Source organism: Pedobacter sp. CG_S7, assembly GCF_040544395.1.
GTDB lineage: Bacteria > Bacteroidota > Bacteroidia > Sphingobacteriales > Sphingobacteriaceae > Pedobacter.
Genome location: NZ_JBEONS010000042.1, coordinates 1 through 19,402, shown reverse-complemented (window position 1 = coordinate 19,402; position 19,402 = coordinate 1). Strand labels below are relative to the sequence as shown.

Below are 19,402 nucleotides of genomic sequence, written 5' to 3'. Positions count from 1 at the left end.
TAAATCTGTTGGTAAAAATTGACCTGATAGTGAAAAATCCATCCTTGTTTTTTGAACAAATTTAACAACTAATCCCCAGAAAATTTACGTGACCCGAAAGATGTCCATCATCTGTTTATTGGTAAAAATATATGGGGTAAAACCACTTATCTTGCGGGGAAGTCTTGGGATATAACAATCATAACCGATCCTGCACATATATTTGCAGAATTGTGCCAGGACGCAGTATTTGTTATATATTGTGCACTGTGAATCGTTTATACGGGTGGCTCTCCACTGCTCGATCTGTTGTTGTGTGATCCCTATTTCCCTTATATCCTTATCCAAAAAGAAACTGTCCAGCTCAAGAAAAATCCATTGGGCTGGTAATGAGGTATAGCCAAGCCCATTTTTCATGGCTATAAATTGTTCGAAGTAGGGTGCGTATATGCTTTGATAGTTGAACTTATTCATAAAAAACCCCTCCTTTCTGCTCATAGAAGCTACTGTGGACTGGCGGAACATTCAACGCACATTGGTTTAAAGACCCTATATCTATCCGCAAGTAGGACATAGTGGTTTGCGTACTCCGATGTCCAAGAGCCTCGGATATGACAGGCATAGACTCCCTATTCTCCAAAAATCGACAGGCAAGGCTATGGCGCATTGCATGTGCTCCATGTCTTCTGCCTCTTACGTCTACTTTGGAGGCTTCAATAATGCGTCCGAATGCAAGGCTGACTGAACTATTGGTCATAGGAGAAAAAGGTGTGCGTGTGAAAAGGAAGACTTTGTCAGAATCACTATGTTTTCGGCCATATTTCAAATAATCAATGAGTGCTTCGCCGACGGCTGTTAATAAAGGGAGTTTGATTTCCTTTCCCGTTTTAAACTGTGAAAACGTGATTGTGCTTTGCTCCCAATCGAGATTGCCAAAACTTAAATGGGCAATGTCCGATGCCCTGAGTCCCAAGCGCGTCGCCAATAACATCATGGCATAATCCCTCTTTCCTGTAGCATCTGATCTTTGGATGGAGGCTTCTATTTGCAATACTTCATTTTCGCTATAAACGGAAGGTAATTTTTCTCCTCGGGAGTATTTAAAATGCTGTAGGGACAATGAAAGGTCAGTTTCTAACAGATGCTCTTCATACATATATCGCAAGAAAAATCGGATCGATGATATTACAAAGATCTTGTTATTCGTACTAGTAGAAATGAATGTCATGATGTGGATTTCTTCAATCTCCTCTATACGTTGGATTTGTTTGCTTTCCAGATAAATAAACAATCTGTAAAGGGGTAGCCGGTACTCACTTATTGTTTTTTTTGTACGGCGTAACGACACAAGATGTAGTAAGAAATTTTCCATTGCAAGACCTATCGGGCCTGATAACTCCCGTTCAAGGGGCTTGTAATGATATTTAATGATTGTGCCTGTCTCTTGAAATTCGTTTAAGAAATTGATACTTCGGATGATGTCATCCTGATATCGGGAAATGGTATCTCCCGTCACGATAGTGCGCAGAAATTTTTCGCCTACAGAGGCGTCATAATGCTGTATTGCCTCCTTTATCATGTATGGCATTAATTTTTTCAGCCAAAGGAATCTGTACATGTTAATTCTCGCAGCAGAAAAACGCTGCCGTTCAAAATGTTGAATGCATTGCTCAATTAATTCTTCAAATGTTTCCATTGATTACTCTTTTAAATGTCGTGGCAAAATTGCCATCACAAATATCTGGAGTAATCTTATGTAAAGTGTTTATGTAAAGTAGCGCCTGTAATACAGGCACTTTGGAGGTTTTTACACAACTGCTTTGCATAATCTTTTACTTTCCATAGTTACCGCATTGTAACAGCTGTACAACGTGCCTTTTGTGGTGGCATCTTGCTGTGTTTCGCTATTAAAGTTGTACTCCATCACGTTATCGACCATGTTGTTAAAAGTGGCTGAAAGTTCGTCCTCCCTGCCGTTTTGCAGGTTCTGCAAAACTTCCCTGCTCGGTGCCATTGCCACCTGTACCAATCTTTTAACGGCATTGTCGGTAATACGGATTTTAGACCAGTGGTTAAATACCTCTTCCAGTTCATGGGTCAGCAGGTTGGAAATTCCTAAAAGTTTGTGCGCCTGTTTCAGTTTTTCGTGCGCACTGGCGGTGTGGCGTATCTTGATACTGTTCGTTGCACTTTTCAAAGCTGCATTTAGGGTGTTGTTGCAACAAATCCGAATGGGCGTAAATGCTGCCGTTATACTGCTGTAACCATCGTGCGAAGCCGTCAAAAATAGGTAGTTTTCAATCAGGTCATCCCTGCCCACCCGGATGTAATCGGGCAGTTTGGCGGTAATGAATATCCTTGCACCTGTTTCTGACAATGCCCCTGCGGTCTCGTATAAAATGCCATCTTTACCACCTATAATGCTATCAAAAAAATCAAAGGCATCCACATTCTGTACAATGTGGTAATCATTGCCCACCACACCCAAAACCTGCTCGGTGTCGGTGCGGACAGTAGCAAAAAAGTCAGGAACTTCGATTTCGGGAACTAAAAGTTCCGTTTCGGGGTCTACTGTGTGGTTCTCGGTATCATAGGTAAACAAGGGGCGTTTTTCCACATGGTAATCCAGACCTGCGTACCTTATCGCTTCTGCACTGGTGGGATAATCTTCTATGATCGTACCCAGTCCATGCCATGCCTTTTGCTTTGTAGAGAAAAAACTGTGTTTCCCTGTCTGCTGGTTATAATTTATCTGATGTGCCATAATTGATGTTTTTAATGTTCCGTACTCTTGTTAATAAAATCGCTGTTTCCAATACTTTTACGTTTGGGGTATCATTCAGCGAAAAGGTCGCCTGTGTTTCCACCTCGTGAACGGTGTCGGCTATATTTTGTTGGTCAGATTGCACGGCAACCCTTGCCATGAGGTAAAACGTTTGATGTTTCATATTTCGGGGTTTTGTAACTGTCCATAAATTCGGCCAATTGCCTGCCGTAGGCATCGGGGTTGTCCTCTTTGAAAGTTTCTCCATAGCCCTGCCAATACATTTGGTCGAGCTGTTCAGTAAATACTTCTTCCAGGTCTGTAAATTTTGGTAATGGAATAAAACGCCCTCTGTACCTATGGCACAAGGGGCGTTCCGTTGATTATGCGGGGATGATAATGCCCGCTTCGATTTCTGCCAGTCTGTTGATGCACATGGTATTTACAAATTGTGCCACCGCCTGGATGATGACAGGGTTTTTGGTGCTGAACTTTCTGCGGTTATCGTCCTCGATGGTCAGGACACAACCCTGAAAATGGTTGGCTTCGGTTTCGTCGGCATTATCAATCTGCGCCACCTCAAAGGCATCCAAGGTGTCTATGGTGTCCAACAGCCTATCCCTTTGCATTTTTCTGCGGTATAGTTCTTCCACCAGTTTCAAGGTACTTTCCAAGTTTAGAATGTGTTTTTCCTGTACCATTTCCTTTGCCTTTTCGGTTTCCGCTTTCGGGGCATCGGGTTTTGGTGTCTGCGGTTGTGGGTTCTCTACCTTTGTTGCTTCTGTTTTTGGCAGGTCGGCAGTTTTTGCTGTTTCGGCTTTCTTCGGCTCGGTTTCCCCTTTTGTCTTATCGGCAAAGGCTGTACTTATTGGTAGTCCATTGGTTTTTGGTTGTTCTCCCTTGTTATCAGCTTTATTGTTTACTGCTGAACCGCTTAATTTTTCGCCTGTCTTGTTGTTTTCGATTACTGTCGTTTTCATGATGTTGTTTTTATGATTAAAAAAATGTTTGAATTGTGCCCGATTTGGGGCGGTTGCATTATGGCAGTGCTGTTCTGCTCCGCTGTGGGGTTGGTGGGTGGGCTTCTGCCTGTTGCTATTTCCATGGTGCTTTTTTCTATAAAATCAGTCGGCTGGGGCCTCCTGGCTTTTGTTAAGCACCCTCACCTAAACCAATCCCATTGAACGGCAAGGCTTTTTGGAAAAAAAAACCTCGCGAGCGCAGCGAGCAGGGAAGATTTTTTTTCAAAAACAAGCGAAGAACGAGCCGCCTTGTCCGTTCCATGGGATTGTTGAGAAATTTGCCCAACAAAAGTCTGGGGGAAATTTTAATCCGGTCATTGAAAGCAGTAAAGGAAGATCCGGCGGGATTGGACTTAAAGAAAGGGGCAACATTGGGCGAGGTACGAAGCCTGTTGTTGCGGGATGCGGAAAATCGGCTGTAGCGAGGTACGAGCAAAGCGGTTTTTGCCGCTGTATTAAGAGAAAGTATGTAGGATATACTTAAATTGTATATCGCTAACTTTGGAAAGTTCACTAGAACATATAATCAAATATGATAGGCTACTCAAATATTTATCTCGGCAAGGCTCTTCATGAGTTAAATTATGAAGATATTGAAACGTTCTTCAAACAGGAGCATATAGAATCGGAAACGTTAGAGTTTAAGTCTTACAGCACAAAGGGAGCTTTTGACGATCAACTAAACAAAGGCATTATTAGGGGAATAAATGCTTTTCTAAATTCCTCCGGAGGAATTTTGATATGGGGTTCTCCCGTTGGAACAAAACCCGAAGGAAGGTCGGAAGAAATATTTGTAGGTGAATTATCCCCTGTAAATATCCTAAAGGAGAAAGATGCATTAATCAACATGATTTCGAGTAGAATATCTCCATTACCGATTGGAATATCGGTGCAAATTCTTGAAAGAGAAGAGAACTATTTATATGTTTTTGAGGTACAGCAGAGTATAAGTAAACCTCATCAATTTAATGAGCGTTATTATGTTCGGCTTGATGGACAATCAAAGCCTGCACCACATTATCTGGTTGATGCACTTTTTAAACAAATTAAATATCCTGAGATAGGTGGTTACATAAAGTTTGAAAAGGCAAATTATGATGATTTAGGTAACCTAACTTTATCAATTAGCGTATTTATTTGCAACTTTTCTCAATTACAGAATGAGGAGAAAATTTCTTATCAAATAGTTGTTGTTCCTGGGACAATTGATCGGAATGGTAACGGAGTCTATCATAGTGAATTAACAGATGTCCTTCATTTTGGAAAACCAATTAGAAATGGATTTAACATTTCAATAACTGGTCATGAATACATTAATAAGTTAAGCATTATCAAGTTTATGTTAAGTTTTGGAGGAAAGCTTTCCCCTGCTAAAATATCTTCATATACATTAAAATTAAAACAGCTGCCTGATAATCATAAAAATGCAAATTCTCTTATTACTGAAATAGAAGAAAATGTACTTTTTAGCGACCATCAAAAGAAACTGGGCAAAGGAAAAGAAACTTTTATAAAAGATATTTTAGAACGCTAAAAAAGGTTTGACTGTTGCCAGTCAAACCTTTTCCCCAAAACACATTATCTGTGCCTATTTTTCGTTCTTTTTAGCTGTAACCTCCTTGCGGATGTCCTGTGCCAATGTTTTTGTTTTTTGAAGGGCATTTCTTAGCCTTGTTCCAGCTGCATTGTTTTTCTTTTCAAAAAATGATGTTGCGTCTGCTTCCGCTGATGCGATCAGCTCCTTTAATTCTGCAAATTTTTCCATGTTGTTTTAAATTTAATTTTTAATGGTTTTATGTTTTTAAATAATTGATTTCATAAACGCAAAGAACGAAGATATTATTTTATCTCCTGATTCCCTGGCTTTCGTTCAGCTCCTTTTCACGTCCCTTGCTATTGTCGAGCCTTGTGGAAAGAGTGGACTCTTTTAAAAACTGTTCTCTTTTTTCGGGCTTGCCATTTTCTGCGTACATGTTCAGCTGGCTGTAGCGTGGCACTGCCTCCAAAAATACTTTTACCTCCTGTCCCTCTTTTACCGTAGTCACCAATGGCCTGTTGCCGTTCCTTAACGAAGATTCCAGCAGCTCTTTTTTTGCAGGATCTTGCAGTTCCTTGATGTTGAACTTGTCGAGTACCTTGCTGATGTCAAAACCGTATGATGGGTCATGGTACTGGTTGGTGCTGTAATTCTGAAAACGGTCTTTTCCCTTTTCAAAATCCAGCTTTACCCATGCCTTGTAGGTTTCGCCACCCATGTTCATCATATCATCACGGTACACCGAACGTCCCTGTATCAAATTGGCGGCTTGTTCAGCGGTAAAGCCCCTGCCACGTTCCAGCCAGATGGTCTGGTTTACGGGAGTAGCATAGAAGGTACGGTTGAAATCCTTTGCCACATAATTGATCTTGCCGTTCTCCATATTGGCAATCATCACCTTGTTTGCGGCATCCTTGCCAACAGCAAGTTCACTATCGCCTTTCTGCTCCTTAAAGAAAGTAATGGCATCGGTTGCGTTTTCCAGTTTTTTGACCATGTTCTTTCCCTGATCATTTTTGGTAATGACCATGTATTGTTGTCCCTCTTCCAACGGCTTGCCCTGATTGTGGCTGACGGTAAACTTGTTGAAATAATAGAAATCGGACTGCCCGGACTGCTTGAAGTGCAGTGCAAGGTCAACCTGTCCCTTTGTGGCCGGACGGGTATCGTTGAGCGTGAATTCGGGAACATCCTTTTTGATGTGCTCTTCCATTTTATCGATGAGCTTGTCCCTGAAGCCCAGATTTTTCATCTCTTCGCGGAGATTTTCCAGATTGTTAAGATTCATTGCCTTTGATTTTTAATGAATTGATAAATATTGATTTCCTGCCCAATGGCATCAATGTTTTTCGGGCTTGTTGTTGCGCAACAGGATTGAACTGCCAGCCTCAAGTTTTACCTTGATTTTTTTTACCTTTTTACTGAAGAGCCCCTTTGCGGCATCTATTCCGGCACCGGCAGCCTGTACCCCAATGGATTGATCCATAGACAGGAACTGCATACTTCTGATGGCATCATCGGCGCCACCACTTACCGCATCGGCCAGCATCGCTTCAGGGGCATAAATGCCCGCCATGCCATCAAGGGAATAGACGGTAAGGTCAACCGGTATGATGGAGGTACCCATCCTGATATTTTTGATGTCCAGTAAAAGCCTTTGGTTGGTAATTCTGCATACACCAAAAAGCAGGTGTCCCTTGGGAATGAGCAGGCCGTTCAGACGAACGCTATCCTGTAACTGTAATTTGATGGTGGCGCCCTGTACCGCTTTCTGGTTGTCCACAATAGTTGCGGGAATGGCCCTGAAAAGACTGTCCGGACTGGATGATTGCTGTGTTTTCAGCCGCTGCTGTATCAGTTCGGGGTTTTGGATAGATATGATCTTGTCCATCATCCCGCTGAGCTGCGCCATTTCAGGGTCTTCGTCCTTGCCCGACTGCATGGTTCTCATCAGTGCCTCCAGACGGTCAACATCGTTTTTAATAGATGAAGAAGAAGTATTTCCAGCTGCTGAAGTTTGGCTTCTGGCAGGTTCTTCGGGCCTGCTGATCTCCTTGTTCAGGGCTTCCAGTTTCTCGTTTATCGCTGTGGTCTGCGGGTCTTCTTCGCTGCTGTTAAAGCCCAAACGCTCTGCAACACCGGCCAAACCCTTACTGTTTTTATTGGCTGAACTGTCCCGGTCTGATTGTTGGTAAAAGCCCATCTTGTCGGTAGGTTCATCCTTTTTGAATGCCGCATCGGGCAGCTCGGTATTGATGCCCTTTTGTGCTGTTTGCTGATGGATGGCATTTCCCTTTCCACCGCCCATGGCATAGAATGCCAGTGCCATAAAGGGGACGATCAATACGGGAAGTACCAACAGGATTTTCCGTTTGTCTGTTTTTTTTGTTTCCATTTCCTTGTTTTTTTTAATGTGATTTCAATGATAAATTAGGATTGCACCGATTTAATGGAGTGCGGTAATGAGCAAGAAAGCACAATAACTTCCCAGCAGGCAGCAGAAACCGATCAGGATAAACAACCATGTCTTTACCGTTACGTTTTTGGTTTTTCCGTTCAGGTAGGCGGCCAGTCTCTGCTGCCTGCCGATAATGTTTCCCGCTATCCTTTGTGCCATTGCATCATGGTCTATCGGGCCCGTATTTTTTCTGAATAATTTCATACCGTTATGGTTTTAAAGGTTCGTTCCTGTTTTCCAGTGTTTCCCAGCGCTGCACCAGAAAGCCATGGGGATTGTTATCTGATCTTGATACATTCCTTAGATAGCCCTGGGTAACCAGTTTCCTGATGATGGTCGAACTGGAACGGATGAGCTTCTGGGTGGCATAATAGCGGAAGTAAAAGGGATATTGATCTATATCCAGTTTGATGCTGTCCGCGGTTATTTCCTGGGAGATATTGGCGGAGATCAGGTTCCTGTAGAAACCTTGTTCCTTTAGGTTGTCATAGCTTTTTTTGGCACTTTCGTCCGAAAGGTTCAGCGCAAGTTTAATGTTGCGCTGGATGACCTTTTCATCGGGGTCGAGCGTAAAAAAGTAATGGTGGAACATCTTTACGTGATCCCTGATCTCTACCGGAAGATTGTCCTTGCGCTCGGCGCTAAAAGCCTCGATTGCTTTTCCGTTGGCCAGTATATAGATCTTTGCCTGTGCGGTTTTGACCATATCGTAACTTTTCCAGATGGCAAAGCCCGAAATCAGGATACAGGCAAGGATCAGGAAAATACTGAACGTTTTGATGTGCCGGAATGCGGTGTCTATATTTTTGAATTGACTGAACATTTTTTAAAGATTTGAGATGTGAGAAATGAGAGTGGTTACTTACCACTTAGTTTATCATGCTGGTGCTGGCTGCCTCCCTTGTCGGGGAAATAATCGTTATTGCTCGATCCTGCAAAACTTTGTTTTACGTTCCTGTAGCCATCGCCGAGTGCATCTGCCGCCATCCCCGCACCTGCCGAAGCAGTCTTCATTCCTGCACTGCTGGTATTGCTGACAATCGTATTCACTTTTTGAAGAATGGTATTTCCTCCGCCCGCATGTACCACATAATTGGCCACATTGGGAACCGAGAAATAGCCCACGATGCCGATGATCAGAAAAATGAGATAACTTAAATCGGTTCCGCTGAAAAAGGTATCGCCCTGCTGCTCGATCTGCGAAAGGTCCAGTTTCAGCATGTTCTCCTGTATCTTGCCTAATATGCTTCCGAAGATATTGGCAATGGGCAGCCACAAAAAGATGTTGATATATCTTGCCAGCCATACCGTTAAGGTATTCTGGAAACCATCGAATACGGCAAAGCCAAATACCAACGGCCCCAGGATTGCCAGCACGATCAAAAAGAAAGTTCTTACGGTATTGATGCAGAGCGAGGCAGCGGCATACAGCACTTCTAAAATCTCCTTCATCCATTGCTTGATGGAATTACGGAAATTGTACATCTGCTTGTCCATAAAAAACTGGATGTCATGGCCAATGCCGTCCAAAAAGGTTTCATCCTCCCCATTGGGGTCTTTTGGAAAAGTGTATTTGTACCATTGACTTCGATCGCCACTGCCGCTTTCGCCCACGTACATCTGCCAGTTTTTGCTCTTTTTGATGGCATTTTCTTTGGCTTTCAGTAAACGTTCGATCGTTTTGTTACTGTCGCTGACCATTTTACCCGTAGCCGATACGGTGGGCTACAATACACCGTTCATCAGCGCAATGACCATGGGGAACATCATAATCGCCATGCCTAGGGCGAATGGCCGCAAAAGCGGGTAAAAGTCTATGGGTTCGGCACTGGCAATCTGGCGCCATACCCGGCTGGCGATATACCAGAGCGCCCCAAATCCAGCTATGCCACGGGCAACATCAATCAGCCGACTGCATAATGGCAACATCTCGCTGTACACCCTGTCAAGAACAGGTTGCATTCCGCCCAGTGTTTCCGCCACACCCTGTGCGCCTGCAAGTTGGGGCAAAAATAGGGCGGTTATTACAATAAATACGGTTGTTAATGCTTTCATAACAGATCAGTTAAGGTTATAATATTTTTTGGCGGCATTGACATCCGCTTTTTCCTTTTGCCTTTGCAGGTTCAGGATGCTTGCCTCTTTATTGAAACTGCGCAGGAACATCAGCTTATCTTCGGTATCCGCAAAAATCCGGTCAATGGCCTGCAAGCGTTCATCATCGCCCATCCTGAGCTTTGAGGAAGTGATCACCGTCAGCAGTTCATCCAGATCGTCCACGCTCTGATCAAATAGCTGCTTATATACCAGTCCCAGATAACTGATCTCCTCTATACTGAAACTGTCCGAAGCCTTGAAGCGGTCAAATGCGTTTTTGTATTCACTGATGATGCTTTTCTGATAGCTGATAATATCTGCCACACGCCTGTACTTTTTGATCTCGGGACTGACCAGCATCATACCATCAAGGAATACCTCATGCAGGGAGAAATTACCCTGGGAAATATTTTTGATCGCATTGTAGCCACCCGAGATTACGGTATAGCCTTTCTTGATATCGGAAAGGATGTTTTTGAGCTGGCTCAACTTCTCCACATTCAGCAACAGTTGCTGTACTTCGGTAGATTGGGCTTTGGAGGACAGTACTGATGCACTTAGCAACAGCAGTAGTATGCCTAACCTTAAAAATTTTAGCTTATTCGTTTCCATACAGTTCTTTTAAATGGTCAATGGATTTTTGTTCGTTCTCTCTCTGCCTTATCAGCAGACTTACATCGGTGGTAAAACTTTGTACAAATGCGGATTTTTCTTTCATGGCACTATAGACTTTGTCCAGTCTTTTGATGCGCTCGTCGTCTGTCATTTCCACCTTTCTGGAGGTAATCACCAATAGCAGCTCTTCCAGATCGTTCAGGCATTCTTCCATCACGTTGTCCCTTACATCAAGAATATAAAGCTGATTGGAAAGCGTGAGTGGATGTCCATTCCCGATGCCGTTGAATGCCCTGCTGATGGCCAATTGACAGGAAATGATCTCCGCCACTTTTGCGCTGTTCCGGATGGCGGGGCTAACGCTTTTCAGCGAGGAAACAAAGGCATTGTGCAGGCTGAACTCCCCGTTCTTCAGGTCCTTTACGGTAGCAATGCCGGAGCTGGCAATGTCATAACCTTTTTTCAGGTAGCCCGCATATATTTTCAAGGCTACAAGCTGTTCCAACAGGTATTTTTTCTGCGTTTTCTTCTGGTTGAAGAACTCGCCCCAGGTCTGTGCGAAAGTGCTGGTTACAGAAAATAACAAGACCAGTACGCACAACAACGCTTTTCGCTTATTCGATCCCATACAGTTCTTTTAAAAGGACGACCTCGTCCAATGATTTTGCCCTTTGGATGCTCAAAAGGCTGTTCTGCGTATTGAAAGTTTTGAGGTCGCTATAATTGGTATCCATCTGGTCAGCGGCCAGGTTGATGATTTCCAACCTTTGGGCATCGCTCATCTGGGTCTTGAATGAATTAACGACCAGCAGGATCTGATCCAGGTTCTTGATACTGGCATCCAGTATGCCCGAATAGACTTTCTGCATATAATCCAGCTCATCCCCGGAGAAATGCTTGTCTTTTTGGAACAGTCCCCATGCCCATTTGTACTCGTCCACAATGGATACCTGCTTTTGGGTCAGGTCTTTGATGCGTTTGTAATAGACAATGGCTGATTTGACTTTCCAGAGTTCCTCGTAATAGCTCTTGTACAGATCTTTCTGCTTTTGTGTCCAGTCGGCAATCTCTGTCAGCTTTAATTTGGACAACTGGTTTTCCAAAACCTTTTGGGCATTTTGGAGCCAGATGGTTTCATTTTGCAGCCGTTGAACTTTCAGGTCGACCGCCTTGATTACTTTTTTTACTCCTGCCTTGATAACCTCCAATACCGCTATCTGTGCATTTGCCCCTGTGGGCAGGGATACAAACAGCGTCATGGCACTCACCGGAAGGATGACCATGTACTTCTTCATGATTTTTTTGATTGCACCGATGTAAGGGATTACACCGATTTTGTGAATTGATCTCATCATTATTCAATTATTTAAATGGTTGACCATTTATTTATTTATCTTTTTGTACTCCCTCTTGCCAACCAATAGCTTGTTCGCCTCGGGATAGAAAGTAAGCAGCTTGCCCTTGTCCATTTCGGTCAAAGACTTTGTACCCTGATCGTAAAGGGCATTCCATTCCTCTGTTTCATACTCTCGTTTTCCAGGCTTTCCATCAGTGATCCGGCGAAAGCCTGTTTTACGATGGATAAAATAATTGTTGCTTTCCGAAGCCTCGATGACCAGCGTATCACTTGCAATACTGTACTCCCCGGCTGATTGGTTCACATAGATGCCTGGAATAAATGAACGGGTATCCGTTGTTTGGTTGCAGGCGGTAACAAATAGTACCGCAACTGCACATAGCATGATTAGATTTTTCATAACTTATTATTTTTATCTGTTTTAGTTTTGATTTCCTGCGCCAGTACCGCAATGCCCTTTTGGATGCTGCCATACCGGATGGCATATTCCTGTACCTGCATCTTTTCGCTTTCTTCGGTGGTATAGGCCAGGTATTCGCTCATCGATACCTCTGTTCGGTAAACTTTACTATACTGTCCACCCAATGAGATAAATACCTCTTTATACTTGCGCTTAGGATCGTTGGCCTTGTTCATGGAAAGGATCTGCGCCTTTTCCTTTTCGGTCAGTCCCAAAAGCTCCTGTATCGCATCGAACTTGTTCTGGTACTTGCTCTGATCCAATAATATCTTGCAGTCCGAATTGTTGATGATGGCCTGTTTGACAATCGGCGAGCTGATGATGTCTTCTACCTCCTGCGTCACCACAATGGCTTCCCCGAAATGCTTCCTTACGGTCTTGAAAAGGTATTTGATGTATTCTGCCATGCCGTCCTTTGCGATGGCTTTCCAGCATTCTTCAATGAGTAAAACCTTGCGAACCCCTTTCAGCTTGCGCATCTTGGAAATGAACATCTCCATCAAAATAAGCGTAACAACAGGGAACAAAATCGGATGGTTTTTGATGTTGTCCAGTTCTATAACAATAAAGGGCTGGTGCAGCAGATCAAGGTTTTCCGAAGCGTTCAGCAGGTAATCAAACTCGCCTCCACGGTAATAGGGATTTAAAACATACAGGAAATTTCCCACGTCAAAATCTTTTTCCTTGACCTTGCCATCTTCCAAAACCTGCATGTATTCGGACATCAAAAACTCGTAAAAGGAATTGAAACAGGGGAATATATCTAGGCGAGTGTCCAGATGGGCAAAATATAAGGTCAAGGCATTAGACAGAGCCACGTATTCGCTGCGCCTGAAACGCTCATCATCCTTTTTCCAGAGCGCCAATAGCAAAGTCTTGATGCTTTCCTTTTTTTCGGTATCCAGCACATCACCCTCGGTCAGGTAAAAGGGATTGAACTTGATCGGGTCACTTTCCGAATAAGTAAAATAATATCCGCCCACCAGATCGCAAAGCCCTTTGTAGCTGTGTCCCACATCCACCAGTACCACATGCGTACCCTGCTCATAATAGGAGCGCACCATGTGATTGGTGAAAAATGATTTTCCGCTGCCACTTGGCCCAAGAATGAACTTGTTCCGATTGGTGGTAAAACCCTGCTGAATGGGTTCGTCCGAAATATCCACATGCACCGGTTTTCCCGAGAGCCTATCGCCCAAACGGAGACCAAAGGGGCTTATACTGCTTCTATAGCCGGTTTCCAGATTGAAAAAACAGGTGGCCTGCTCCACGAACGTATCAAAGGTGTCGTTCATGGGAAAATCGGCGGCATTGCCGGGAAGTCCTGCCCACCAGATCTGCGCCTGTCCATCGGTTTCCTGTTTGGCCACCGCATCCAGCTGCGCCATTGCCGATGATACCAGGTTTTTCAGATCTTTTGCTTTTTGTGCATCGTCCGACCAGGCCAGCACATTGAAATGGGCCTTGATGGGCTGACGCTGTGAGGCGACCGCCTCGTTCAAAAAATCATTGGTCGCATCCCGGCTAATGGAATTTTCACGGGAATAGGCCGACAGGGATTGCAGGCGGAGTTTCTTGGCTTCCAATCGTTTGATGGTTTTCTGTACATCTTCTATAAAGATATACTGGCTGAGGATGTGGTTACAGTTGAGCAGAGCACCCAATGGACTGGCGAAGCCGATGGAAAACTTCGTCCGGTCGGTGCTGTATTTATCGTAATTGATCCGGCTGCCACAAAGTGCGGGCATATTCTCCGCATCCGAGAGGGTGTATAGCTCACAACGTTTGTCGCCGATGCGGATTTCATCCTTGATGTGGATGTCACGGATCATAGGCTGTCCACCGGAATTCAAAAGAAAACAATATCGTTCGATAATCCCTGCATGATTTGCCGTTCCCGCAAGTCCGTCATCGTCCAGCCTTTGCATGGACACAAAACCGCTATCGGCCAATACCCGCTCAAACTGGCCGGCACTGTCCAGAAAATCTTTAAAAAGTCTAGGGTTGACCATCTGTTGGGGTACAATGGACTTGCGCAGGATGTTGCTATAGGTCGAACTTGAAACCTTTCTGTCTTTTGGCTTTTGGGTCAGGAAAATATAGCATTGATGGTCTAAAAAGGGACGTTCATTAAAAAATTGCTCACTGCTTCGGGAAAGGAAACTGTTATCGGTCTTATCGTAGTCTGCCTTGTAAGCACTTTCGGTAAACCAGTCCTGTTTCAAAAAAACACTGTGCCGGGGCAATAGCCTGATCGCTTTTACCCAGCTCTGGTGATAAGCCTCGTAGTCCCTGTCCGATAAAGTAAAGATCTCCGGCAGTTCCACTTTGTAGGCAATGGTCATATCGCCCTGCATGGACAGGATGGCGTTGTTTTCTACCTTATAGATCGGCAGTATGTTTTGTGCTTCTACCATAACCTTAGCTTTTAGTATGGGGATGTGAGATTTCTGGCTTCCGTTTCAGCGAGGTAAATACCCGCCTAGAACGGAATTTGAGGTGATCGGGCAGGCCGCGTTTGGCGAGATACTTCATTAAACCATGTTCCCCGAACCGATGGCTGAGGTGGAATACGGTAAAGAAAAGTGCCGTACCCAGCGTAATGATCAGGGGCAGGACGATAAAAAGACTTAAACCCGAAATGTAGAGGATGGGAAAGGAAATCAGCAATAACACCAGGCAGATGGCCAGATAAGCGATATACTGTGCTTTCAGCCCCCGAAATTCGATGGGCTTGGAAACGCCTTTGTTGATGTGATAGATGGAAGACATAAGGGTATGGGTTAAATGCCAAAGAATGATTTAAGGACGGTGGCTACGACCACCAAAAAAATACAGCTGCCGAACCATGCAGCGGCTACCTTATTGGTATCCGGTTCCCCGGCGTTCCACTTGTTGAATACTTTTATTGCGCCGATGATGCCGACCACTGCACCGATGGCATACATCAGATCGGTACCTGTATCGAAATAGCCCTTGACTTTGTTGGTCGCTTCCTGTATCCCGGCATTCCCGTCCTGCGCAAAGAGCGATAGGCTGGAAAGCAAGTTGTAGATACAAAGGGTAAAGGCCAATAAAAGGGATTTGGCTATATATTGCTTTCTGGGGCTGTTGAATTGATTTTTCATGATGATTTTTTTAAGATGATTACACGGATTAAAGAAGATTACACTGATACCGGCTAATCCCAGAGATTATCCAGTTCTTCTGCTGAAAGGTGGAAAGGGACATGTCCGGCAATAAATTCATTGATGCGCCCGATATTGGGATTGGAACCGATCTGTCCGTATTTTTCCTTTACTACTTCCATCAGATTAAAAAAGTCCTTTTTGCTGCCGTCCTCTTTTTCAAGGATGGCAAATACTTCTTTGAGCTCCTGCAACACATCGGGAACCAGCCCGAGCTGTTGGGATTTCGCATCATCATCATTCCCTGCAAAACCGATCTGCCCCATGCTTACGCTGCTGGTTCCCTCGGGTAGCTTTGGCCTGCCCAAAAGTTCCTCGGGACTATCGACATCTTCTTTCTCCATCGTTTCAACCCCTTTTTCCCATCGGTGGGGCAAGGGGGCATTTTTCTGCTGTAGTTTACCACTAAAAAAAACACCGAGTTCTTTTCGGTAGAAAATCAGGATAACAGCCGCATACCAGACCAGGGTAAGCACCAGTATGGCTATCAGAAACTCCTGCCACGTGAATTGTTGTAACATAATCTCTTTGCTTTTGTCCCGATGCTCCATTGCACCGGGATTTGATAAAGCAAAGGTTCAAAGGCCCCAGTTTTTTGATGCGATAGTTCTTCGTAGCTACGAAAGATTTTATCAAAATTTTTTTTTCGGCATCATTTCCTGAGGCTTAAAAGCGTTTTCATCATCAATGCGTTGGTGCATAGCCTTGCGCATCTGGTCAAGGTATTGGGTAGGCGAGGCGATTTTTCGGTTTCGGATATCCCTATAATCGCTGTAGATACGTTTCAGGTCGATTTGAAAGAGTTTTCCCATCCATTTTGTCAATGTCGAAAGTTCGATTTTTCCATGGTTGATCTGCCCGGTAAAATAAATGCCATAGATGATTTCTGCAAGATTGACCTTATCACCTGTCCACTTCAGTTCACCCGGCATTTCTTCAATTGTATTGTGTCCCTGTTTGATTTCAGTAATTTTCTCCAATAATGTGTTCTTCAGCATTTCTATCCCTTTGAACTTTGAAAACAGGTGATCGCAACTGGTTGAAAAAGCAGGGTCCAGTTCTGGAATATTCGGCAGTAATATCGTCTGCGTCACTATACCTCGAACGAAATAAAGACTGTCCAGATCACTGGCACCAAGTTTATAATACTGGTAGAGGAAAGCATGTTTTTTAAAGTAACGATCAAGGTAGGTCAGCTCACCCTCTAAAAAAACTAATTGTTTGCTGACATCTCCAAAAGGGAAGCCCGTTTCAATCGTGTACATTTCGGTGCAATAAATCTGGTGGCAGTAAAAGGCAGGTTTGATGCATTTGAAAAAGTAGATCTCTTCTTCATTGGTATCAAAGGGATAAGTCTCCATCAGTTGTTTTAACTTATGGAGACTATCCCGTATCAATTTTAGGCTTTGTACCAATCTTTCCAATGGATCACTAACCTGGGCGGTAAAACGTTCCAATCCCAACTCCAGTTCTTGGAGCAGTTTGGAGCTCATTTCCTGTAACATAAATAAAAGATTTATAGTAAATCCCGACCTGCCTGTTGACTGGCGACAATTATCACAAGGGACGGGAAAAGAGTATTTGTTTATCCATAGAGTTGCGGATTTAATGGACGATAAAATTGAAGAAGATTTCATCCACATACGTAAGCAACGCCTACGTATTTTGCTACGCAATGGGTACGTATTCTTTTATTGAAGGGGAAAGTATTCAGGGAACGGTAGCCCCCCTGATTTTAATAAATTAATGGTTGTTCATCTTACGGATCAATTCTAGCCAAGATTTATCTAAGCCTATTTTCCAGAAATTAAAATAGTTTATCATGCTTTCTTAAAATAGTTTAACGGTTCGAGCATACGAATGGGTCTACCTTTGTTATTCAAAATAGATTAAAAATGAACATAGAAAATCACCCCATATTTCAACCTACTGAACTATGGAACCAAAAACTCATCAACCGAACAGTTGTAGCTCCAATGACTCGGGTTAGTGCAACTGTTGAAGGCTTGGCTACCGATGAAATGGCACATTACTATTCAGCCTTTGCCGAAGGTGGCTTTGGCATTATTATTACAGAAGGCATTTATACTGATAACTTTAGCAGCCAAGGCTACCCTAACCAACCGGGTCTTGTAACACCTAACCAGGTGAATGCTTGGCGTAAAGTGACACAATCAATTAAGCGGTATCAAACATTGATATTTGCACAATTGATGCATTCTGGAGCTTTGTCCCAATATATACCCAAAACTTTTGCTCCTTCTGCTGTGCAACCTATCGGTGTACAGGCAAGTGCATATGGCGGAGAAGGAAATTTTCTCTTACCCGCTGCCTTGTCAATGGACGAAATTTCTCGTCTGCAAAAGGAATTCATACTATCCGCAGTGAATGCTTATCAGGCTGTTTTCGACGGCGTAGAAATCCATGGAGCTAATGGTTACCTGTTAGATCAATTCCTCACTCCTGAGCTCAATAAACGAACTGATCGTTATGGAGGTAACATGCAAAACCGATTCCGGATTATTGCTGAGCTCATCGCAGGAATCAGGAAAGAGGTTCCTACCCATTTTATAATTGGATTGAGAATATCTGAAGGAAAAGTCAATGACATGACTTACCGTTGGAAGGATGGTGCTGTTACAGCAAAGGAATTATTAGCAGAAGTAAAAACTGCGAGTCCTGATTTTGTTCACGTTGCCGTACAAACCGGTGAATGGGAACGGGATAGTTTTTATCCAAATGAATCTTCTTTAGCCTCTATCGCCCGTGAAGTAACAGGACTTCCGGTGATTGCCAACGGTGGTTTACACCAGCTTGACAAAGCCGCAATAGCGTTGGATGAACAGCACGCCGATCTGATCGCCATTGGAAAGGCAGCTCTGGTAGATCCCCATTGGCCTATAAAGACTTTGAAGGAGATTCCGACGGTTGCATTTCATCGGGATATGTTATGGCCGGAAGCAACGATTAGCCATAGCCAGAAAATCATTAAACAACTTGCTGAAGTATAATGATGTATATGACAACCAAGTTGTAAAACATCCATCATATAGCATTTATTTTTTGGTTTCATGTAGCAAATACTTTCTGCGCAAGTTGATAAAAACGAATAATTAATTTAAACACATATCAAAACAACAAGAAACATGGAAATTACACAGATAAAAATTACACCGGACACCTATGCACCTTTTCACTTGGCCCAAGGCTACCGTGTGGGAGATCTTCTTTTTATATCAGGACAGACAGCCCTAGATGATCATGGCAAATTGGTGGGTATTGGCGATTTTGACACCCAAGCACAAAAGGCTTTCGAGAATTTAGAGAAGGTATTGAAAGCTGGTGGATCAAGCTTAAAAAACGTAGTGAAGGTAACGATTTTACTCCGCGACATGGGTAACTTTGAAAAAATTGTAGTGCTTCGGAGCAAGTATTTTACGGCACCTTATCCCGCCGATACTATTTTCGAGGTATCCTCTCTTTTCTCTCCCGATGCACTCATTGAGATTGAAGCAACGGCCGTAGCCGATGATGTCGCCGTACGGAAAAATAGATAAAGTACCAGAAGGAGGCGCAAGCCTCCTTTTACATTTTTACTAATTCCTTCCGTATCTGACTCAGAAAAACCGGGGTCATCCCTAAAAAAGAAGCAATATGTTTCTGCGGCAATCTTTGTTCAATAAAGGGATATGTCTTTAGCAGTGCTTGATAACGTTCTATACCAGACATACTGATGTTGTTCAATATCCGCTGTTCCTGTGCCATAGTGGCCTGTTCATTCAATATCCGCCAAAAGCGTTCCATTTTAGGTATTTTTGACATCAGCTCCTCCAGGGTCAACGCATAAAAATAGTTAAAAATCAGATGCTTGTTAACATTTTGTGGATTTCGTGTTAGGATTTTTTTGTTTGTTTTGCTTTATTTA

23 protein-coding genes and 1 pseudogene are annotated in these 19,402 nt (G+C 43.5%); 4 read left to right on the top strand and 20 right to left on the bottom strand.

Annotation, left to right across the window (positions count from 1 at the left end):
* Positions 1-445 precede the first annotated feature (445 nt).
* The 4 genes from AAKU52_RS15515 to AAKU52_RS15500 all read right to left on the bottom strand — a co-directional run bounded on the left by AAKU52_RS15515 (position 446) and on the right by AAKU52_RS15500 (position 3,723).
* Positions 446-1,675, bottom strand: coding sequence for a site-specific integrase (locus AAKU52_RS15515; RefSeq protein ID WP_354335172.1), 1,230 nt, complete (start codon positions 1,673-1,675; stop codon positions 446-448).
* Between the two features lie 111 nt (positions 1,676-1,786).
* Complete coding sequence (locus tag AAKU52_RS15510; RefSeq protein WP_354335170.1) at positions 1,787-2,743, bottom strand: DUF932 domain-containing protein; 957 nt, start codon at positions 2,741-2,743, stop codon at positions 1,787-1,789.
* Positions 2,721-2,927, bottom strand: a complete 207-nt coding sequence (locus AAKU52_RS15505) for a hypothetical protein (RefSeq protein ID WP_354335168.1) — start codon at positions 2,925-2,927, stop codon at positions 2,721-2,723. The genes AAKU52_RS15510 and AAKU52_RS15505 overlap by 23 nt, the downstream gene beginning before the upstream one ends.
* A gap of 199 nt (positions 2,928-3,126) precedes the next feature.
* Positions 3,127-3,723, bottom strand: coding sequence for a hypothetical protein (locus tag AAKU52_RS15500; RefSeq protein ID WP_354335166.1), 597 nt, complete (start codon positions 3,721-3,723; stop codon positions 3,127-3,129).
* A gap of 200 nt (positions 3,724-3,923) precedes the next feature.
* Here AAKU52_RS15500 and AAKU52_RS15495 point away from each other — a divergent pair, with 200 nt between their 5' ends.
* Positions 3,924-4,187 carry a hypothetical protein gene (locus tag AAKU52_RS15495; RefSeq protein ID WP_354335164.1) on the top strand — a complete coding sequence of 88 codons (264 nt, stop codon included), beginning with the start codon at positions 3,924-3,926 and terminating at the stop codon, positions 4,185-4,187.
* A gap of 110 nt (positions 4,188-4,297) precedes the next feature.
* Positions 4,298-5,299, top strand: a complete 1,002-nt coding sequence (locus AAKU52_RS15490; protein ID WP_354335162.1) for an AlbA family DNA-binding domain-containing protein — start codon at positions 4,298-4,300, stop codon at positions 5,297-5,299.
* Between the two features lie 54 nt (positions 5,300-5,353).
* On the opposite strand, the gene AAKU52_RS15485 is transcribed toward AAKU52_RS15490, so the two are convergent.
* The 15 genes and pseudogenes from AAKU52_RS15485 to AAKU52_RS15410 all read right to left on the bottom strand — a co-directional run bounded on the left by AAKU52_RS15485 (position 5,354) and on the right by AAKU52_RS15410 (position 16,982).
* The gene (locus tag AAKU52_RS15485; RefSeq protein WP_354335160.1) at positions 5,354-5,530 is read right to left on the bottom strand and encodes a BF3379 family histone-like protein; all 177 of its coding nucleotides are present in this window, start codon (positions 5,528-5,530) and stop codon (positions 5,354-5,356) included.
* A 79-nt stretch (positions 5,531-5,609) separates the two neighbouring features.
* Positions 5,610-6,590 carry a hypothetical protein gene (locus AAKU52_RS15480; RefSeq protein ID WP_354335158.1) on the bottom strand — a complete coding sequence of 327 codons (981 nt, stop codon included), beginning with the start codon at positions 6,588-6,590 and terminating at the stop codon, positions 5,610-5,612.
* 51 nt (positions 6,591-6,641) lie between these two features.
* On the bottom strand, positions 6,642-7,697 hold the full coding sequence (gene traM, locus AAKU52_RS15475; protein ID WP_354335156.1) for a conjugative transposon protein TraM: 1,056 nt from the start codon (positions 7,695-7,697) through the stop codon (positions 6,642-6,644).
* A 51-nt stretch (positions 7,698-7,748) separates the two neighbouring features.
* A complete protein-coding gene (locus AAKU52_RS15470; RefSeq protein WP_354335154.1) occupies positions 7,749-7,964 on the bottom strand; it encodes a hypothetical protein in 216 nt (71 codons plus the stop codon).
* A 4-nt stretch (positions 7,965-7,968) separates the two neighbouring features.
* Positions 7,969-8,583 (bottom strand): conjugative transposon protein TraK, encoded by a 615-nt coding sequence (gene traK / locus AAKU52_RS15465; protein WP_354335152.1) that lies wholly within the window; start codon positions 8,581-8,583, stop codon positions 7,969-7,971.
* A 35-nt stretch (positions 8,584-8,618) separates the two neighbouring features.
* Positions 8,619-9,815 (bottom strand): annotated as a pseudogene (gene traJ, locus AAKU52_RS15460) (conjugative transposon protein TraJ).
* Between the two features lie 6 nt (positions 9,816-9,821).
* On the bottom strand, positions 9,822-10,469 hold the full coding sequence (locus tag AAKU52_RS15450) for a TerB family tellurite resistance protein (RefSeq protein WP_354335146.1): 648 nt from the start codon (positions 10,467-10,469) through the stop codon (positions 9,822-9,824).
* Positions 10,456-11,076, bottom strand: coding sequence for a hypothetical protein (locus tag AAKU52_RS15445; protein ID WP_354335144.1), 621 nt, complete (start codon positions 11,074-11,076; stop codon positions 10,456-10,458). Before AAKU52_RS15445 ends, AAKU52_RS15450 begins: the two co-directional genes overlap by 14 nt.
* Before the next feature lie 10 nt (positions 11,077-11,086).
* Positions 11,087-11,767, bottom strand: a complete 681-nt coding sequence (locus AAKU52_RS15440) for a conjugal transfer protein TraI (protein WP_354335142.1) — start codon at positions 11,765-11,767, stop codon at positions 11,087-11,089.
* An 87-nt stretch (positions 11,768-11,854) separates the two neighbouring features.
* Entirely contained in the window at positions 11,855-12,229 is a 375-nt protein-coding gene (locus tag AAKU52_RS15435) for a hypothetical protein (protein WP_354335140.1), read from the bottom strand.
* Positions 12,226-14,706, bottom strand: coding sequence for a TraG family conjugative transposon ATPase (locus AAKU52_RS15430; RefSeq protein WP_354335137.1), 2,481 nt, complete (start codon positions 14,704-14,706; stop codon positions 12,226-12,228). The genes AAKU52_RS15435 and AAKU52_RS15430 overlap by 4 nt, the downstream gene beginning before the upstream one ends.
* Positions 14,707-14,710: 4 nt before the next feature.
* Positions 14,711-15,061 (bottom strand): DUF4133 domain-containing protein, encoded by a 351-nt coding sequence (locus AAKU52_RS15425; protein ID WP_354335135.1) that lies wholly within the window; start codon positions 15,059-15,061, stop codon positions 14,711-14,713.
* Between the two features lie 11 nt (positions 15,062-15,072).
* Positions 15,073-15,417, bottom strand: a complete 345-nt coding sequence (locus tag AAKU52_RS15420) for a DUF4134 domain-containing protein (protein WP_354335133.1) — start codon at positions 15,415-15,417, stop codon at positions 15,073-15,075.
* A gap of 53 nt (positions 15,418-15,470) precedes the next feature.
* Positions 15,471-16,028, bottom strand: a complete 558-nt coding sequence (locus AAKU52_RS15415) for a hypothetical protein (protein ID WP_354335131.1) — start codon at positions 16,026-16,028, stop codon at positions 15,471-15,473.
* An 81-nt stretch (positions 16,029-16,109) separates the two neighbouring features.
* Positions 16,110-16,982 (bottom strand): RteC domain-containing protein, encoded by an 873-nt coding sequence (locus AAKU52_RS15410; protein WP_354335130.1) that lies wholly within the window; start codon positions 16,980-16,982, stop codon positions 16,110-16,112.
* Positions 16,983-17,372: 390 nt separating this feature from the next.
* Here AAKU52_RS15410 and AAKU52_RS15405 point away from each other — a divergent pair, with 390 nt between their 5' ends.
* A complete protein-coding gene (locus AAKU52_RS15405; protein WP_354335128.1) occupies positions 17,373-18,488 on the top strand; it encodes an oxidoreductase in 1,116 nt (371 codons plus the stop codon).
* A 135-nt stretch (positions 18,489-18,623) separates the two neighbouring features.
* A complete protein-coding gene (locus AAKU52_RS15400; RefSeq protein WP_354335126.1) occupies positions 18,624-19,034 on the top strand; it encodes a RidA family protein in 411 nt (136 codons plus the stop codon).
* Between the two features lie 28 nt (positions 19,035-19,062).
* On the opposite strand, the gene AAKU52_RS15395 is transcribed toward AAKU52_RS15400, so the two are convergent.
* Complete coding sequence (locus AAKU52_RS15395; protein WP_354335124.1) at positions 19,063-19,281, bottom strand: cyclic nucleotide-binding domain-containing protein; 219 nt, start codon at positions 19,279-19,281, stop codon at positions 19,063-19,065.
* Positions 19,282-19,402 lie beyond the last annotated feature (121 nt).

What these genes read in the sequence shown, in the direction of transcription:
- AAKU52_RS15515 (WP_354335172.1), bottom strand. Translation starts at nt 1,675, where the DNA reads ATGGAAACATTTGAAGAATTAATTGAGCAATGCATTCAACATTTTGAA.
- AAKU52_RS15510 (WP_354335170.1), bottom strand. Translation starts at nt 2,743, where the DNA reads ATGGCACATCAGATAAATTATAACCAGCAGACAGGGAAACACAGTTTT.
- AAKU52_RS15505 (WP_354335168.1), bottom strand. Translation starts at nt 2,927, where the DNA reads ATGAAACATCAAACGTTTTACCTCATGGCAAGGGTTGCCGTGCAATCT.
- AAKU52_RS15500 (WP_354335166.1), bottom strand. Translation starts at nt 3,723, where the DNA reads ATGAAAACGACAGTAATCGAAAACAACAAGACAGGCGAAAAATTAAGC.
- AAKU52_RS15490 (WP_354335162.1), top strand. Translation starts at nt 4,298, where the DNA reads ATGATAGGCTACTCAAATATTTATCTCGGCAAGGCTCTTCATGAGTTA.
- AAKU52_RS15485 (WP_354335160.1), bottom strand. Translation starts at nt 5,530, where the DNA reads ATGGAAAAATTTGCAGAATTAAAGGAGCTGATCGCATCAGCGGAAGCA.
- AAKU52_RS15480 (WP_354335158.1), bottom strand. Translation starts at nt 6,590, where the DNA reads ATGAATCTTAACAATCTGGAAAATCTCCGCGAAGAGATGAAAAATCTG.
- traM (WP_354335156.1), bottom strand. Translation starts at nt 7,697, where the DNA reads ATGGAAACAAAAAAAACAGACAAACGGAAAATCCTGTTGGTACTTCCC.
- AAKU52_RS15470 (WP_354335154.1), bottom strand. Translation starts at nt 7,964, where the DNA reads ATGAAATTATTCAGAAAAAATACGGGCCCGATAGACCATGATGCAATG.
- traK (WP_354335152.1), bottom strand. Translation starts at nt 8,583, where the DNA reads ATGTTCAGTCAATTCAAAAATATAGACACCGCATTCCGGCACATCAAA.
- AAKU52_RS15450 (WP_354335146.1), bottom strand. Translation starts at nt 10,469, where the DNA reads ATGGAAACGAATAAGCTAAAATTTTTAAGGTTAGGCATACTACTGCTG.
- AAKU52_RS15440 (WP_354335142.1), bottom strand. Translation starts at nt 11,767, where the DNA reads ATGAAGAAGTACATGGTCATCCTTCCGGTGAGTGCCATGACGCTGTTT.
- AAKU52_RS15435 (WP_354335140.1), bottom strand. Translation starts at nt 12,229, where the DNA reads ATGAAAAATCTAATCATGCTATGTGCAGTTGCGGTACTATTTGTTACC.
- AAKU52_RS15430 (WP_354335137.1), bottom strand. Translation starts at nt 14,706, where the DNA reads ATGGTAGAAGCACAAAACATACTGCCGATCTATAAGGTAGAAAACAAC.
- AAKU52_RS15425 (WP_354335135.1), bottom strand. Translation starts at nt 15,061, where the DNA reads ATGTCTTCCATCTATCACATCAACAAAGGCGTTTCCAAGCCCATCGAA.
- AAKU52_RS15420 (WP_354335133.1), bottom strand. Translation starts at nt 15,417, where the DNA reads ATGAAAAATCAATTCAACAGCCCCAGAAAGCAATATATAGCCAAATCC.
- AAKU52_RS15415 (WP_354335131.1), bottom strand. Translation starts at nt 16,028, where the DNA reads ATGGAGCATCGGGACAAAAGCAAAGAGATTATGTTACAACAATTCACG.
- AAKU52_RS15410 (WP_354335130.1), bottom strand. Translation starts at nt 16,982, where the DNA reads ATGTTACAGGAAATGAGCTCCAAACTGCTCCAAGAACTGGAGTTGGGA.
- AAKU52_RS15405 (WP_354335128.1), top strand. Translation starts at nt 17,373, where the DNA reads ATGAACATAGAAAATCACCCCATATTTCAACCTACTGAACTATGGAAC.
- AAKU52_RS15400 (WP_354335126.1), top strand. Translation starts at nt 18,624, where the DNA reads ATGGAAATTACACAGATAAAAATTACACCGGACACCTATGCACCTTTT.
- AAKU52_RS15395 (WP_354335124.1), bottom strand. Translation starts at nt 19,281, where the DNA reads ATGGAACGCTTTTGGCGGATATTGAATGAACAGGCCACTATGGCACAG.